Raw genomic sequence first — 15,870 nt, forward strand, 5'->3', positions numbered from 1 at the left:
GCGGGACCCATATGCGGATTCGTCCGCATTTATGGAAGGCTATGTACCTCGGCGGGTTTATCGGGCGGGTGGGCGCACCAGAAAGCCGCTCATGATCAGACTGCGGGCCAGCTCAATCTGTTGTGCGGCGGCCAGTTCCGGCAGTTCGCCGACCCGGAACGGCTCGGTTCGTTCCGACACAAATCGCATCGCGGCTTCGTGGTCCAGGCGGGCGGTGACGATGAGCTGGGCGAACTGCAGGCCGACACCGTCGGGCGTCGTGGTCACCCGGGAGTACAGCGGTTGTTGCTTGCGCACCCAGGTGTCGATGTCGAGCCCGACGGTGTCGCTGACCTGCCCGACGATCGGACAGCGTGCACGCCGCACCAGGAAATCCTGCATGGCGCCAAGGCCTTCCGCGAGCGAGTCGGGGGACTCGACCGCGGCCAGGCCGGCATGGATCAGTGGGTCCAGGCTTGCCCGCACCTGCGCATCATCCAGGTGCCTCGCGGGCAACCGGGTGTGCACGACGTCGTCGCGCAGACTCAACAGGTGCAGGGCGTGGGTCAGCAGCGTAAGCACCGTCGGGACGTGGATGCCGACGGTCAGGTGCACCGACGGCTCGCCGCCCGTCTCGGCGGAGTGCACTCGGCCTCGCGGCAGGTAGAGGGTGTCCCCAGCTTCCAGCCGCAGACTCGTCGGCTCGGGAAGACCAGCCGGGTCGACCTCGTACATCTGCTGCATCCGGTGTGGCGGCACCGGATCGTCGCCGTAGAAATACCAGGTCTTGCTGCCCTGGATCTGCAGCACCAGCACGTCGTGGTGGTCGTAGTGCGGTAGGAAGCCGGTGGCGGCCGGCGGGGTGACGTAGGCGTTGACGTGAGTCGGAAAGTTCAGCTCGACCTCGACCCCATGGGTCAACGTCGACATGGCGCGCAGGTACTTCTCGATGTTGTTGCAGATGATCGTGTAGCCGTTGGCCAGCTCGGCCCGGACCCGCGCCGCGTCCAGGGTGCCATCGGGCAGCGTGTACTGCGCGGGTTCCAGGTGATCGGCGCCGCGCACCAGGCGTACCCCGGCCGGCTCGGCGACCAGCGCCGCCAGCAGCTGATCGAGCGCCGACGGGCCGCCCAGCAGCCGGTCGAAGTAGTCGGTGCGGGCCCGGGCGATGTGGTGCGGGGCGGCGCCCCACAGCTCGTCAAGGAAGGTCTGCACCGTCACCGGCGCCAGCAGCCAGGCGAGTGGGGCTTCCGGGAGCTCCCGAACTTCGAAGCTCGACACCGGCCTCAAGCGCGGGTCAGCAACAAGGTGTGCGGCACCCCGGCGCGTCCGAGCAGCTGGCGCCACGGCGCCTTCAGCAGCTCGATTGCCTCCTCGGTAGGCACCACGTGCGGGTTCTTGACGGCGAACGTCTTCCCGCCGACCTTGACCCGCCCCCCATCGGCGGCCTGCAGATTCTTCACCCAGTCGCGGCCGGTTCCGTACGGAAGCAGCACCGCGACGCCGTCTGCGGTGTGGAACATCGAGACCGGGGTGCGGTAGGTCGCGCCGGAGCGCCGGCCGGTGTGCTCGACGATCGACCACATCGGCACCCAGCCGCAGATCGGGCGGAACAGCGGATTCGTCACAACGCGGTTGAACCGGGCGCGCCGGTCCGAGAACTGCACCGCTCAGCCCTGCCGGGTGAGCAGCACCGCCTGCTCGAACGGCAGCCGGGCGAAGACCCGCCGCGCTCGCGGACTCACGTGTTCGGCCGCTTCTGCCTTGCTGACCACCCGCGGTTCGGTGACGCCGAAGGTCTTGCCGTGCCGACGCATGGTGCCCCCGCCGGCGGCCGTGATGTTCTTCAGCCAGTCGCGGTCCGGGCCATAGGTGAGCAGGATGGCCACCCCGCTATCGGTGCTGAAGACGGTCAGGGGAGTGCGGAAGGGCTTGCCGGAGCGCCGCCCGACATGCTCGAGGATTCCGAACGTCGGCGCCCAGCCTGCCCACATTCTCTGGATCGGATTGGTGACATGCCGGTTGAACCGGGCCAGCCGCTGCGGTAGTTGCATGACTGCCATCCAACTCCGAGACCTGGGTCACCTCAACCCCCAACAACTACACCCTGTAGTCGGTGACGCCGCGCGAGCTGGGACACTGGTCGTCGTGGGTAATGCGGATCGAGCCACGGCGGTATCGGAGCGGTTGTTCTCCGAGGCCTGCGCGGTGATCCCCGGCGGGGTCAACTCGCCGGTCCGGGCTTTCGCGGCGGTGGGGGGCACGCCCCGCTTCATCGCCGAGGCGCAAGGCTGCTGGCTGACCGACGTCGACGGCAACCGCTATGTGGACCTGGTCTGCTCCTGGGGGCCGATGATCCTGGGCCACGCTCACCCCGCGGTGGTCGAAGCGGTCCGCGACGCCGTCGGGACTGGCCTGTCCTTTGGGGCGCCGACCCGCAGCGAGACCGATCTGGTGACCGAGATCATCGCCCGGGTGCCCGCGGTGGACAAGCTCCGGCTGGTCAACTCCGGCACCGAAGCCACCATGAGCGCGTTGCGGCTGGCCCGCGGCTTCACCGGCCGGGCCAAGGTCATCAAGTTTTCCGGCTGCTACCACGGCCACGTCGACGCCCTGCTCGCCGACGCCGGTTCCGGGGTCGCCACTCTGGCGCTGCCGTCCTCGCCCGGGGTCACCGGCGCCACCGCCGCCGACACGATCGTGTTGCCCTACAACGACATCGACGCCGTCCGTAATGCTTTCGCCGAATTCGGCACCGAGATCGCCGCGGTCATCACCGAGGCCAGCCCCGGCAACATGGGCGTGGTGCCGCCGGGGCCCGGCTTCAACGCCGAACTGCGGACGCTCACCAGCGAGCACGGGGCGCTGCTGATCATCGACGAGGTGATGACCGGCTTCCGGGTGAGCAGAAGTGGTTGGTGTGGAGAAGGTGGTATCGATCCCATCTCTGCCGACCTGTTCACCTTCGGCAAGGTGATCAGCGGCGGGCTGCCGGCCGCGGCATTCGGCGGCCGGGCCGAGGTGATGGATCGACTGGCCCCGCTGGGGCCGGTCTACCAGGCCGGCACGCTGTCGGGGAACCCGGTGGCCACCGCCGCCGGGCTGGCAACGCTGCGCGCCGCCGACGATGGTGTCTACGCCGCACTGGACAAGAATGCCGACCGGCTGACCGCGATGCTGGCCGAAGCGCTGACGGACGCGGGTGTGCCGCACCAGATTCCGCGCGCCGGAAACATGTTCAGCGTGTTTTTCGGCGAGCAGCCCATCACCGACTTCGCTGCCGCTCGCGCCAGCGAGACCTGGCGTTTCCCGGCGTTCTTCCACGCCCTGCTGGAAGCGGGCGTCTACCTGCCCTGCAGTGCGTTCGAAGCCTGGTTCGTCTCGGCCGCCCTGACCGACGAAGCATTCGACCGGATCGCCGCTGCGCTACCTGCCGCGGCACGTGCCGCCGCCACCACCGGAGAGCCGAAACCCTGATGGCAGAAGAAACCCGCGTCCACCTGATCCGCCACGGCGAGGTCCACAATCCCGACGGCATTTTGTATGGCCGGCTGCCCGGTTTCCGGCTCTCGGACACCGGCCGCGCCCAGGCGGTCGCCGCCGCCGATCTGCTGGCCGGCCGCGACATCGTCGCGGTGATCGCCTCGCCGCTGCAGCGCGCCCAGGAGACCGCCGCCCCGATCGCCGCCCGGCACGACCTGGCCATCGACACCGACGATGACCTGATCGAGTCGGCCAACTTCTTTGAGGGCAAGCGTGTTTCACCGGGCGACGGCGCCTGGCGCAACCCGCGGTTCTGGTGGCACCTGCGCAACCCCTTCACCCCGTCGTGGGGCGAGCCCTACGACCAGATCGCGGCTCGGATGGCCACCGCGGTGAGCAAGGCCCGTGCTCGCGCCGCCGGCCACGAAGTGGTGTGCGTCAGCCACCAGCTGCCGGTCTGGACTGCGCGCCAGCATCTCACCGGCAATCGACTCTGGCACGACCCGCGCCGGCGCGAATGCGGCGTGGGTTCGGTGACCACGTTGATCTATGACGGAGATCGTCTCGTCGACGTCGATTACCAGGTTCCGGCCGGCGGCTGACGATGCGGGCAGTGCTGATCGTCGGGGCAGTGCTGGCCGCGCTGATCTCGGGCTGCGCGGTCGGCGACGACGCCGTCACCCACGGCGGCACCTTCGAGTTCGTCTCGCCCGGCGGCAAGACCGACATCTTCTACGACCCCCCGCAGGACCGCGGCCGGCCCGGCCCGATCTCCGGGCCCGACCTGATGGACCCGTCGCGCACCATCAGCGTCGACGACTTCGCCGGCAAGGTCGTCGTCGTCAACGTGTGGGGGCAGTGGTGCGGACCCTGCCGTACCGAAATCAGCCAACTGCAAAAGGTTTACGACGACACCCGCGCCCAGGGTGTGGCATTCCTGGGGATCGATGTCCGCGACCCCGAGCCGCAGGCTTCCCGCGACTTCATCTCCGACCGTCGCATCACCTATCCCTCGATCTACGACCCGGCGATGCGCACCATGATCGCGTTCGGCGGCCGCTATCCCTCGTCGGTGATCCCGGCGACCATGGTGCTCGACCGCCAGCACCGGGTCGCGGCGGTGTTCCTGCGTGAGGTGCTCGCCGAGGACCTGCAACCCGTCGTGCAGCGGCTGGCTGCCGAGGCGGCGTCGTGAGCAGCTTTACCGCCACCGCCACCACCGGTCCGCTGCTGTTGGCCGTCGCCGTGTCGGCCCTGGCCGGACTGGTGTCGTTCGCCTCGCCGTGCGTAGTGCCGTTGGTACCGGGCTATCTGTCCTACCTGGCGGCCGTGGTGGGCGTCGACGAGACTCCACGGGCCGGTGCGCTTGAGCCCCCGCCCGGAGCGAGGTGGCGCGTCGCCGGGTCGGCAGCATTGTTCGTCGCCGGGTTCACCGCGGTGTTCCTGTTGGGCTCGGTGGCCGTGCTGGGCATGACCACCACGTTGATCACCAACCAGGTGCTGCTGCAACGGGTCGGCGGCGCGGTGACGATTCTGATGGGCCTGGTGTTCATCGGATTCGTTCCCGCACTGCAGCGCCAACTGCGCTTCACCCCGCAGCAGTTGTCCACCGTGTTCGGTGCACCGCTGCTGGGCGCGGTGTTCGCGCTGGGTTGGACACCGTGCCTGGGGCCGACCCTGACCGGGGTGATCGCGGTCGCCTCGACCACCGACGGCGCCGGGGTGGCCCGGGGCGTGGTGCTGGTGATCGCCTACTGCTTGGGCTTGGGCATCCCGTTCGTGGCGCTGGCGTTCGGGTCGGCCAGCGCGGTGGCCGGGCTGGGTTGGCTGCGCCGGCACACCCGGGCGATCCAGGTCCTGGGCGGGGTATTGCTGATCGCGGTCGGGCTCGCCCTGGTCACCGGCGTGTGGGACCACTTCGTGGCCGCGGTCCGCGACGGCCTGGTCTCCGATGTCAGGCTGCCGATCTGATGACCGCCACCACTTCGCTGCTCGCGTGGATCCGCAACACCTGGCGAGCGCTGACCTCGATGGGCACCGCGCTGGTGTTGCTGGTGCTGCTCGCACTGGCCGCCATCCCCGGAGCACTGCTGCCGCAACGCAGTCTCAACGCCGCCAAAGTCGACGAATACCTGGCGCTGCACCCGGTACTGGGGCCCTGGCTGAACCGGCTGGAGGCATTCGACGTCTTCTCCAGCTTCTGGTTCACCGCCATCTACGTGCTGCTGTGCGTGTCACTGATCGGTTGTCTGACCCCGCGGACCTTCGAGCATCTGCGCAACCTGCGTGCCACCCCGGTGGCTGCACCACGCAACCTGTCACGGCTGCCCAAACACGCCACGGCGCAGCTGGTCGGTGACGCCGCCGAGCTCGGCGCCCAGATGGCCGCAGAGTTGCGCGGCTGGCGTCGGACCACCCGCTCGTCGGACAGCGCCCCCGGTGGCATTGAGATTTCGGCGGAGAAGGGCTATCTGCGCGAATTCGGCAATCTGATCTTCCATTTCGCGCTGCTGGGGCTACTGGCTGCCGTCGCCCTCGGCCGCATGTTCGGCTACGAGGGCAACGTGATGGTCATCGCCGACGGCGGACCGGGATTCTGCTCGGCGTCGCCGGCCGCGTTCGACTCGTTCCGGGCCGGCGCCACCGTCGACGGGACCAAGCTGCACCCGCTGTGCGTGCGGGTCAACGACTTCACCGCCGACTACCTGGCCTCCGGGCTGGCGACCTCCTTCACCGCGCATATCGACTACCAGGCCGGGGAGGACCTGCGCACCAATGAGTGGCGGCCCTACCTGCTGGAGGTCAACCATCCACTGCGGGTCGGCGGCGTGCGGGCGTACCTACAAGGGCACGGCTACGCGCCCACCTTCACCGTGACCTTCCCGGACGGACAGACCCGCACCCAGACGGTGCAGTTCCGCCCGGACAACCCGCTGACCCTGTTGTCGTCGGGCGCGATCCGCATCGACCCCCCGGCCGGGGTCTACCCCGACGCCAGCGAGCGCCGCAAGCACCAGATCGGCATCCAGGGCCTGTTCGCTCCGACCGAACAACTCGACAACCGGCTGCTGTCGTCGGCGTTCCCCGCCATGAACGATCCCGCGGTCGCGATCGACGTCTACCGCGGCGACACCGGGCTCGACACCGGCCGGCCGCAGAGCCTGTTCACGCTGGATTCCCGGTTGATCGACCAGGGCCGGCTGACCAAGGTGGCCCGGTCCAACCTGAAGGCCGGCGAACAGATCAGCCTCGATGACGGCACGAAGGTGCGCTTCGACGGCGCGGTGCCGTTCGTCAACATCCAGGTGTCGCACGATCCGGCCGAGATCTGGGTGCTGGTGTTCGCGATGACGATGATGGCGGGGTTGGTTGTGTCGCTGGTGGTGCGCCGCCGCCGGATCTGGATCCGGATCACGCCAACGGCGCCCGTGGGGCAGGCCGGTACGGTGAACGTCGAGCTGGGCGGGCTGGCTCGCACCGACAACTCCGGCTGGGGTGACGAGTTCGAGCGATTGAGCACGAAGCTCTTCGGCAAGGAGACATAGGTGAACACGAGTCATATCGACATCGGGCTGGCGCGCTACTCCGACTGGGCGTTCACCTCGGCGATGATCGTGCTGGTCATCGCACTGCTGTTGCTGGCCGTCGAACTGGCCTCCAGCCGCGCCCGCACGCCCGCCGAGACCGAGCTGGTTTCCGCCGGCGGTGTGCGCTCCGACAGCGCCACGCCAGGGGTGGTGGTCCCCGCGCAGCGACGGCCCCTGGGTGAGCGGGTGGGCCGCGCCGGCCTGGCCCTGGTCTATTTGGGCATCGCGCTGCTGCTGGCCTGCATTGTGTTCCGCGGCGCTGCCACACTGCGCCCGCCGTGGGGCAACATGTACGAGTTCATCAACCTGACCTGCTTCTCCGGGCTGGTGGCTTCCGCCGTCGCGCTGCGCCGGCCACAACACCGCAGCCTGTGGGTATTCGTGTTGCTGCCGGTGCTGATCCTGCTGACGGTTTCCGGGCGCTGGCTCTACGCCACCGCCGCACCGGTCATGCCTGCGCTGCAGTCCTACTGGCTGCCGATCCACGTGTCGGTGGTCAGCATCGGCTCCGGGGTGTTCTTGGTGGCCGGGGTGGCCAGCATCCTGTTTCTGATCCGCTCGTCGCGCCTGAGCGACCCCGACGCGCCGGGGGCCCTGGCGCGCCTGGTGCGCCGGCTGCCCGATGCGCAAACCCTGGACCGCATCGCCTACCGGACCACGATCTTCGCTTTCCCGGTGTTCGGCTTCGGTGTGATCTTCGGCGCGATCTGGGCCGAGGGGGCCTGGGGCCGCTACTGGGGTTGGGATCCCAAGGAGACGGTTTCGTTCATCGCCTGGGTCGTCTACGCCGCCTATCTCCACGCCAGGTCGACGGCCGGGTGGCGCGATTACAAGGCGGCGTGGATCAACGTTGTGGGGTTCGCGGCGATGATCTTCAACCTGTTTTTCGTCAACCTGGTGACCGTCGGCCTGCACTCGTATGCCGGAGTCGGCTAATCCAGCTGACAGATTCCTTTATGACAGCTGCGCTACCCTGCGGTTACCGACGTCCATTGACGTCCTAACCAGTGTGACAGGGGAGATACCAGTGTCCGACCATGCACCCGGTGATGTCACTGCGAGCCATGACGTGACGGATCATCCGACCACCCAGTTCCGGCCGCTTCAGCACGTCAACGAGGGGGCTGACGGTCCCGCGGACGCTGCGGAGGCCGGGGCCGGCGGGTCGTTCAACCAGCGGCCCGAAGGCGAGGAGACCCGCTCCTTCGGCGGCTTCCGCACCGAGCGCCGGTTCTCCGAACCGGTCGACCCGTGGCCGCCGGCGGCTGCGGAGACCCCGTCGGGGCAGCAGTCCTGGAACGCAGGCGCATCGACCACCTGGGTTCCGCAGCCGATGGATAACCCTGCTCCGGTGTACTTCGGCGGCAGCGCCGGCGGTGGTTCCGGGCAGGCGCCGTATCGCGCCTCTGAGCCCATCGCCCCGTTCTCGGATCTGTCCACCACGTCCTTGTTGCGACAGGTCAAGCCGCCGCCAACGTCGGGCTGGCGCCGCCTGCTCTACGTGCTGTCCGGCCAGCTGATCAACGTCGGCGAGAGCCCGCGCACCATCCGTTTCAACGACTTGGTGGTCCAGGTGAACCGGCCACTACAGGGCTGTCACCGGATCGCGGTGCTGTCGCTGAAGGGCGGGGTTGGCAAGACCACCATCACCGCGACCCTGGGGGCCACGTTCGCTTCCATCCGAGGTGACCGGGTGGTGGCCGTGGACGCCAACCCCGACCGCGGCACGCTGAACCAGAAGGTGCCGATGGAGACCTCCGCGACGGTGCGGCACCTGCTGCGCGATGCTGACGGTATCCAGCGCTACAGCGATGTCCGCAGCTACACCAACCAGGGCCCCAGCCGCCTGGAGGTGCTGGCCTCCGACAGCGACCCCGCGGTCTCGGAAGCGTTCAGCGCCGAGGACTACGCCAGCACGCTGCAGGTCTTGGAGCGGTTCTACAGCCTCGTGCTCACCGACTGCGGCACGGGTCTGATGCACTCCGCTATGTCAGCGGTGCTCGCCAAGGCCGACACCATGATCGTGGTGAGTTCGGGCTCAGTTGACGGCGCCCGCAGCGCCTCGGCGACGCTGGACTGGCTCGACGCGCACGGTCACGAAGACCTGGTGCGCAACTCGATCGCGGTGATCAACGCGGTGCGGCCTCGCTCGGGCAAGGTCGACATGCAGAAGGTCGTCGACCACTTCTCCCGGCGCTGCCGCGCGGTGCGGTTGGTGCCGTTCGATCCGCACCTGGAAGAAGGCGCGGAGATCGACCTGATGCGGCTGAAGCGCGAGACCCGCGAGGCGCTCGTCGAGCTGGCTGCGGTGGTTGCCGAGGCGTTCCCCGGCGACGACCGGTTCAACCAGCACTTCGTCTAGTTCGGGGGTGTGGCAGCCCTAGGGCTGGTTGTCGCCGTGGCTGATCCGCCACAGGAACTCCGGGTCATCATCCGGTCCGATCACGCGCGTCTTCGGCCGGGCACGAACGGCACGCAGGCTGAGGTACAGCAGCGTTCCCAGAGTCAGGACGAGGAGCAGGTAGAGCACTCGCGACACCTCCTGGCGCCGAATATACCGTTAGCGTCGTTCTCGCCGGTCCAGCCCGCCAGTAGGCTTGATGACCGTGGCGACAGGTCGGGCCCCGTTGGGCCGTGCGGTACTCGATGTAGCGGTGTACACCGCGGCGCGGCTGGCGCTGGTGGTGGTGCTGACGGGGGTGATCTACGGAGTGGGCCGGCTGCTCGGGCTCAGCGATTTCCCGCCGATCATCGCGGCGATGCTGGCGCTGATCGTCGCGCTGCCGTTGGGCATGTGGCTGTTCACACCGCTGCGTAAGCGCGCGACCGAGAGCTTGACCGTCGCCGGCGAACGCCGCCGCCAGGAACGCGAGAAACTGCAAGCCCGACTGCGCGGGGAGTAAACCGCCCAGAGTCAGTGCAGGGATAGCGCCAAGGCCTCCGCGATTGCCCACACCAGCATGGTCAACCCGGTGTCGCGCAGCACCGGAATCAGTGCGGTGCCACCGAGCCCGGAGCGCACCGGTGCCGCGGCCCGCAGCGCCAGCGGCGTGGCGATGAACCCGACCGCGCACCACGGGGTGGCCCGCATCAGGGCCAGCGTCAGCACCCCGGCCAACGCCACCAGCAGCTGAAACAGCACCCGGGTGCGCGCGTCGCCGAGGCGTACCGCGAGGGTGATCTTGCCGGCCGGCTTGTCGGTCGCGATATCGCGCAGATTGTTGGCCACCAGCACCGCCGACGACAGGGCACCGACGCCTACCGCCAGCGCGCCGCCGACCCAGTCCACCCGCAACGCCTGGGTGTACTGGGTGCCCAGCACCGCGACCAGTCCGAAGAACACGAACACCGCGATCTCGCCGAAGCCGGCGTAGCCGTACGGCCTCGACCCGCCGGTGTACAGCCAGGCGCCGGCGATGCAGGCCGCGCCCACCGCCAGCAGCCACGGCGCGCTGACCAGGGCCAGGGCCAAGCCGGCCAGCGCTCCGACCGACAGCGCGGCGATCGCTGCCGTCAGCACCGCGCGCGGGCTCGCCAGCCGAGCGCCCACCAGGCGCACCGGACCGGTCCGGTCGTCGTCGGTGCCACGGATGCCGTCGGAGTAGTCGTTGGCGTAGTTCACCCCGATGATCAGCGCCACCGCGACGGTCAGCGCCAGCAGCGCCTTCCACCACACCGCGGCACCCAGCCATGCTGCCGCGCCGGTTCCGGCGATCACCGGAGCGATCGCGTTGGGCAGGGTGCGGGGACGAGCCCCCTCTATCCACTGTGCGAAGCTGGCCACCGCACGATCCTTGCATGCGGGAGGAGCAGAAGTTGCTGGGCGTGATCGGCGGTAGCGGTTTCTACTCGTTCTTCGGTGACGATGCGCGCCGCGTCAGCTGCGACACCCCCTACGGGGCGCCCAGTGCAGAGATCACGGTCGGTTCCGTCGGCGGCCACGAAGTGGCATTTCTGCCGCGGCACGGGGCCGCCCACGAGTACTCGGCCCACACAGTGCCCTACCGGGCCAACATGTGGGCGTTGCGGACGCTGGGGGTGCGACGGATCCTCGCGCCTTGCGCAGTCGGCAGCCTGACCCCGGAACTGCCCCCCGGCTCGGTGGTGGTGCCCGATCAACTGGTCGACCGCACCCGGGGCCGCGCCGACACCTACTTCGATGACGGCGGCGTGCACGTCGAGTTCGCCGACCCGTACTGCCCGACGCTGCGGACCGCGGTGACCGGCTTGCCCGACGTGGTCGATGGCGGAACCATGGTGGTTATCCAGGGGCCGCGATTCTCCACCCGCGCCGAAAGCCAATGGTTCGCCGCGGCCGGATTCCGACTGATCAACATGACCGGATATCCCGAAGCAGTGCTGGCTCGTGAACTGGAAATGTGTTATGCCGCAGTAGCTCTGGTCACCGACTTGGATGCCGGAGTCGACGTCGGCAGTGGTGTGAAGGCCGTCGATGTGTTCGCGGAGTTCCAAAAAAACATCGAGCCGTTCAAGAAGCTGGTGCACGAAGCCATCGAGCGGATCGACGACGAACGGACCTGCACGCACTGCTTGCCGCACGAAGGCATTCAGTTGCCGTTCGAGCTGCCCTGAATCAACGGAGCGCTCAGAGGTGGGCGGCCGCGTACTCGGCGCCCTGCTCCGTCATGCCGTTGACGCCGTACGACGCGTGCGCAAAGGGCGGTCCGCCCGCCGGGGCGCCGTTGCAGATGGTGTCGCCGTCGGCGCACAGCTCCAAGGCCTTGGACGCATACCGCGGACCGATCCGCACCGGTGGCGCGCCGTTCGGCTGGAGGAACTCCGCTGAGGGCGTGCCGAACAACACGACAGCGGCAACGTGGTCGGCCACCGACGACGGCATCGGCTTGGGGATGTAGGAGAGGTAGTCGGCGGGGACTTCCTTGGGGATCTCGGCCGACGTGGTGTAGCCGGCCAGCGCCGCACCTTGCGAGAAGCCGCCCAGCACGATTCGGGTATTGGGGCAGTTCGCCGCGGTGTTCTCGATGTGGCTGCCGGCGTCTCGGATACCGTCGACGACGGTGCGGGCGAAGTCGACACCGCCGCCGAAATCGTTGCTGGCGGCGTAGTTGACCGGATACACCTCGAAGGAACGCTCACCCACCTTGGCGTGCAGCGCATCGACAAAGGATTGACCGATGCCACCGACCCCGGGTGGCTCGCCGGTGCCGCGCGCGAACACCACCTCCACGTCGGGACAGGGCTGCGCCGAGGCGGACGGGACGCCGGGGACCAGCAGGCCGCCGCCCAGCACCATCGCTGTAGCCAGGTACCCGGTGATGCGCCGTGTCTTCCATGCGGCCAATGCAGTGATGTCCATCGTGACCCTCATTCGTATCGTTCGCCCGACCCGGGCTCAAAAGCGGAAACGCAGTTTCGGCTACCCGCCGTCGGCGTCGGATAAACGCCTGGGTGCAGCCGTACTTGTGCTTGCCGCAGGAAGGGGCTCAGTTGCCGTTCGAGGTGCCCTGAACGACTTCGCCGTTTTGGGCCGAATCGTCGCTTCCCCGATAGATCTTCGGTCCACCCGCGGGAGCGACGGCGGGGGAGTCCGCGGACCGGAAGATCCGGGGCGTGCCCGGCTCGCCGGGCCTGGGGCGGTCGTCGGCGGGCACCGTCAAGCGTCCGACGACGATTGCCACCACCAGGCCGCACAGCGCGAGGCCACACACCACCACGTCGAACGTGCTGGTGATCTGCTGCGCGAGGCCGTTGCCGTACACCGGGTTCGCCCATGCACTGGCGCGCTGGGCTTCCGCGAGTCGTGGAGCCAGACCCACACCCACCACGACGCGGGCGATGGTGAAACCGAACAGGACGGCGCTCACCGACCAGACGGCCGCCGCCGGCACGGAGCGATTACCCAGGTTGAGCCGTAGCCAGATCGCGATGACCGCGGCCACCACGTCGAAGGAGGCCATCGCCGCGCTGTCGTACGGCGAATACGGCAGGTCCAGGCCGACCGCGACGCTCAGATCGACGATGCGCATGAGTGCCGACCCCAGAGTCCAGATCGCAATGAGCAGCAACGTGTTCCGGATGGCTCCCAGCCACGTCGTCGCCGACGCGTCGCGCGCCGCCGCCACCGCCAAGAGGGCCGCGGCGGCCACCCACACCAGGTAGCCCTCGAAGCCGACCCCGGCCGTGGAGGTGTTCTGTGCGATCCCGTGAAAGCCGTCGATGTCGCGGCCGATCGGCAGCACCCACACCAGGATCCCGGCGACCAGAGCGGCCCCGCCGAGCAGCACAACAGCGAGCTGGGACGCTTTGTCCCGCTGCAGAACCCACCGCGAGGCGACGACTACGGCGGCCCACGCCACCGCTCCGTACACCAGCGCGGTCGCAATGATCGCGACTTGTTGGCGGCCGAATCCGGTCGTGGAGTGGGCCTCCGGCAGGGCGTAGCGCACCCGCCAATACAGGTTGAACAGCACACTCAACGTGGCACCGACGATCGCTGCGTAGCCGAGCGCCCGGACCGTGCGCCGCCACAGGCGTACCGGACCGGCGAGCACCGGCTGCGCAGCGAGCAACGCCCCGGCGACGCCCGCCAACGCGCCCGGCCCGACGCCGCCCGGGGGTCGGGGGCTTCCGCCGTAGCGGACGGTCTGCACCACATCGGCGGCCACCACACCGAGCAGCAACACCAGGTACGGCGCGCAGAGCAACAGCCGCAGCCGTCCCGCGACGGCGGGATTGTTGGGCACGCGCAAGATCCGCCAGGGCCCGACGTAGGTCGCGGCGATCGCTGTCAGCGCGAGCACGGTGGCCGCAGCCAGCGCGATGAACAGTCCGGGCTTGCCAGTCGGGATGCCGGCACCGAAGTACAGGCTCCACGGCAACGCCGGCGCCGCGAGCAGCAGTGCCGCAGCGGTCGCATCGCGGCCGATATTCCAGCTCCTGGTCGACTCGGCGATCACCTGCTCACCATAACCGCGGGAGGGGCATACGCCATTGAACTGCGCAGATCGGTCCGCTCGATGGTCGATCCGCGCGGCTAGAGTGTCTAAGGAGTGGCCGCGGAAGGAGACGCGCAATGGATGTCGCGCTCGGAGTGTCGGTTACCGGCGCGCTCGCCCGCTTGGCGCTCGTCGAATCGGACGCCTACGGCGATGCCGTGCTCGACGAGTCCATGCTTGATCTGACGCGCGATCCGGTCGAAACGCTGGTCGACACGGTGACCGGAACCCACCGCATGTTGGCCGACGAGGGACACCGGCTGGCTGCGACGCGACTGTGCTGGTCGGACTCGGAATTGATGGCGCAGGTTCGCCAAGCCCTTGAGGAGGCGGGGGTCGAGAACGTCTCCGAGCAGCCCCAGGCGCGTTCGGCTGTGGCGTTGGCGCGCAACGCCTCGGGGGAGGACGGCGAGACGACGTGGCTGCCCGCTCCGGCCGGTGACGCGACGATGGCTGCGCCGGCGCTGCCGGATACCGGCGCCCCGGAGGGAACATCCACGGTGCTGGCTCCGGCGGTTGAGGGCGAACAGTCGGAACAACAGCTCGCGTACTCGATGACTGACGATGACTCCGAACTGCTGCCGGTGGAGTACGCCGAGGGCGACTACGAAAGCTACGAGGGCTACGACGACTACGGCGCCGAATACGGGGGAGACGGCACCGAAGCCGACGAGCAGGCGGCGCCACCGCCGCCGGTGGGACGGGCACTTCTGGTGGGCAGCTCGGTCGGTGGGATTCTGGTGGCTGGGTGCGCGGCGTTGGCCGTGGCCGTGACCATCGGCATTCGCCCGACGGCCGCATCCACGCCGGCGCAGCCTCCGGTGATGGCGCAGCCGCCGCAGGCCCAGCCGGTGCCCGGCAATTTCATGCCGGTACTGCCTGCCCCGAAGCCGGCGCGGATACCCGCTCTGCAGGCCCCGGCCCCTAATCCTGTTGTAGCCCCGGCAAACCCGGCCCCGGCCATCGTCGCTCCGGCGCCGGTCATTCCGGCACCTCCGGCGGCGCCCGCGCCCGCGCCGCCCGCGGTGATTCCGTTCCCGATTCCCATCCCGATCATCACCGGACCTGTTGGTGGTGGCGGCGGTTGGCTGCCCGGATCGGGCGGCAGTGGTAGCGGCGGAAGCGGGTCTGGTCGTGATCACGGCGGCGGCAGTCATTCCGGCGGCGATGCCGGTTCGGGCGGCACTGGCACAGGCGGCGCGGGCGGCAATGGTTCCGGTGGCACCGGTACGGGTGGCACCGGTCCCGGCGGCACGGGTTCGGATGGCACGGGTTCGGGTGGCGTTGGTTCCGGCGATAACGGTTCCACCGGTGGGCATTCCGGCGGCAGTGACTCTGGTGGCGGGCATTCGGGCGGCACCGGAGCGGGCGACGGCAGTACTGGTGGCCCCGGAAGTAATCCGGGCGGGTCCGGCAGTGGTTCTGGCGATAGCGGTTCGGGGGGTCATTCCGGCGGGTCAGGCGGCACCTCTGGCGGGTCCGACGACAGCGGTGCGGGCGGCTCCGGAGCGGGCAGCGGTTCGGGCGGGTCCAGTTCGGGGGATCGAGTTCGGGCGGATCCGGCAGCGACGCGGGGGATCCGGCGGTGCGGGTTCTGGTGCGTCCGGGTCGGGCAGCGGTAGTTCCGGCGGCTCTGGCAACAGTGCGGGCGGTGACGCCGGAGGCTCCGGGGGCAGCGGCCCTGGAGGCGCGTCCTCCGGTTCCGGCAGTAGCTCTGGCGGATCTGCCGGCAGTTCCGGTGGCGGGTCCAGTTCCTCGGGTTCGAGCGGTGATTCCGGGGGCAGTTCCGGCGGCGGGTCGAGTGGGGGCTCAAGCGGCGGATCGAGCGGCGGGTCGAGCGGCGG

At 69.1% G+C, this 15,870-nt stretch carries 17 protein-coding genes; 10 read left to right on the plus strand and 7 right to left on the minus strand.

Annotated elements, in window-relative coordinates; translation table 11 throughout:
- Positions 1-57: 57 nt before the first annotated feature.
- From RCP37_RS02775 to RCP37_RS02785, 3 genes are read right to left on the minus strand one after another with little or no spacing between them, the layout of a single operon-like run.
- A complete protein-coding gene (locus RCP37_RS02775) occupies positions 58-1,260 on the minus strand; it encodes a JmjC domain-containing protein (protein ID WP_308485517.1) in 1,203 nt (400 codons plus the stop codon).
- Positions 1,261-1,265: 5 nt separating this feature from the next.
- Positions 1,266-1,646: a nitroreductase family deazaflavin-dependent oxidoreductase gene (locus RCP37_RS02780; protein ID WP_308485518.1), complete on the minus strand. Its 381-nt coding sequence runs from the start codon at positions 1,644-1,646 to the stop codon at positions 1,266-1,268.
- Positions 1,647-1,649: 3 nt separating this feature from the next.
- Positions 1,650-2,033 carry a nitroreductase family deazaflavin-dependent oxidoreductase gene (locus RCP37_RS02785; RefSeq protein WP_308486911.1) on the minus strand — a complete coding sequence of 128 codons (384 nt, stop codon included), beginning with the start codon at positions 2,031-2,033 and terminating at the stop codon, positions 1,650-1,652.
- A 94-nt stretch (positions 2,034-2,127) separates the two neighbouring features.
- Between RCP37_RS02785 and hemL the strand changes: the two genes are divergently transcribed.
- The 7 genes from hemL (at position 2,128) to RCP37_RS02820 (ending at position 9,411) form a co-directional block, all read left to right on the plus strand.
- Positions 2,128-3,456, plus strand: coding sequence for a glutamate-1-semialdehyde 2,1-aminomutase (gene hemL / locus RCP37_RS02790; RefSeq protein WP_308485519.1), 1,329 nt, complete (start codon positions 2,128-2,130; stop codon positions 3,454-3,456).
- Positions 3,456-4,064, plus strand: a complete 609-nt coding sequence (locus RCP37_RS02795) for a histidine phosphatase family protein (protein ID WP_308485520.1) — start codon at positions 3,456-3,458, stop codon at positions 4,062-4,064. Before hemL ends, RCP37_RS02795 begins: the two co-directional genes overlap by 1 nt.
- Positions 4,065-4,066: 2 nt before the next feature.
- A complete protein-coding gene (locus RCP37_RS02800) occupies positions 4,067-4,657 on the plus strand; it encodes a TlpA disulfide reductase family protein (RefSeq protein WP_308485521.1) in 591 nt (196 codons plus the stop codon).
- Entirely contained in the window at positions 4,654-5,433 is a 780-nt protein-coding gene (locus RCP37_RS02805) for a cytochrome c biogenesis CcdA family protein (RefSeq protein ID WP_308485522.1), read from the plus strand. Before RCP37_RS02800 ends, RCP37_RS02805 begins: the two co-directional genes overlap by 4 nt.
- Positions 5,433-7,007 carry a cytochrome c biogenesis protein ResB gene (gene resB, locus RCP37_RS02810; RefSeq protein ID WP_308485523.1) on the plus strand — a complete coding sequence of 525 codons (1,575 nt, stop codon included), beginning with the start codon at positions 5,433-5,435 and terminating at the stop codon, positions 7,005-7,007. The genes RCP37_RS02805 and resB overlap by 1 nt, the downstream gene beginning before the upstream one ends.
- The gene (ccsB, locus tag RCP37_RS02815; RefSeq protein ID WP_308485524.1) at positions 7,008-7,985 is read left to right on the plus strand and encodes a c-type cytochrome biogenesis protein CcsB; all 978 of its coding nucleotides are present in this window, start codon (positions 7,008-7,010) and stop codon (positions 7,983-7,985) included.
- Between the two features lie 91 nt (positions 7,986-8,076).
- Complete coding sequence (locus RCP37_RS02820) at positions 8,077-9,411, plus strand: MinD/ParA family ATP-binding protein (protein ID WP_308485525.1); 1,335 nt, start codon at positions 8,077-8,079, stop codon at positions 9,409-9,411.
- A gap of 18 nt (positions 9,412-9,429) precedes the next feature.
- Here RCP37_RS02820 and RCP37_RS02825 read toward each other — a convergent pair whose 3' ends face one another.
- Positions 9,430-9,579, minus strand: coding sequence for a hypothetical protein (locus tag RCP37_RS02825; RefSeq protein WP_308485526.1), 150 nt, complete (start codon positions 9,577-9,579; stop codon positions 9,430-9,432).
- Positions 9,580-9,649: 70 nt separating this feature from the next.
- Here RCP37_RS02825 and RCP37_RS02830 point away from each other — a divergent pair, with 70 nt between their 5' ends.
- Positions 9,650-9,952 (plus strand): DUF4229 domain-containing protein, encoded by a 303-nt coding sequence (locus tag RCP37_RS02830; protein ID WP_046283223.1) that lies wholly within the window; start codon positions 9,650-9,652, stop codon positions 9,950-9,952.
- Between the two features lie 11 nt (positions 9,953-9,963).
- Here RCP37_RS02830 and RCP37_RS02835 read toward each other — a convergent pair whose 3' ends face one another.
- The gene (locus tag RCP37_RS02835; RefSeq protein ID WP_308485527.1) at positions 9,964-10,833 is read right to left on the minus strand and encodes a 1,4-dihydroxy-2-naphthoate polyprenyltransferase; all 870 of its coding nucleotides are present in this window, start codon (positions 10,831-10,833) and stop codon (positions 9,964-9,966) included.
- A gap of 14 nt (positions 10,834-10,847) precedes the next feature.
- Here RCP37_RS02835 and RCP37_RS02840 point away from each other — a divergent pair, with 14 nt between their 5' ends.
- Positions 10,848-11,642: an S-methyl-5'-thioadenosine phosphorylase gene (locus tag RCP37_RS02840; RefSeq protein ID WP_308485528.1), complete on the plus strand. Its 795-nt coding sequence runs from the start codon at positions 10,848-10,850 to the stop codon at positions 11,640-11,642.
- 13 nt (positions 11,643-11,655) lie between these two features.
- On the opposite strand, the gene RCP37_RS02845 is transcribed toward RCP37_RS02840, so the two are convergent.
- Together RCP37_RS02845 and RCP37_RS02850 are read right to left on the minus strand one after the other, a co-directional pair.
- Positions 11,656-12,387, minus strand: a complete 732-nt coding sequence (locus RCP37_RS02845) for a cutinase family protein (protein ID WP_373693098.1) — start codon at positions 12,385-12,387, stop codon at positions 11,656-11,658.
- 127 nt (positions 12,388-12,514) lie between these two features.
- Positions 12,515-13,987, minus strand: a complete 1,473-nt coding sequence (locus RCP37_RS02850; RefSeq protein WP_308485529.1) for a DUF7937 domain-containing protein — start codon at positions 13,985-13,987, stop codon at positions 12,515-12,517.
- A gap of 116 nt (positions 13,988-14,103) precedes the next feature.
- Between RCP37_RS02850 and RCP37_RS02855 the strand changes: the two genes are divergently transcribed.
- Positions 14,104-15,648: a DUF7159 family protein gene (locus RCP37_RS02855; RefSeq protein WP_308485530.1), complete on the plus strand. Its 1,545-nt coding sequence runs from the start codon at positions 14,104-14,106 to the stop codon at positions 15,646-15,648.
- Positions 15,649-15,870: the final 222 nt, after the last annotated feature.

The organism is Mycolicibacter sp. MU0102 (assembly GCF_963378105.1).
Lineage (GTDB): Bacteria > Actinomycetota > Actinomycetes > Mycobacteriales > Mycobacteriaceae > Mycobacterium > Mycobacterium holstebronense.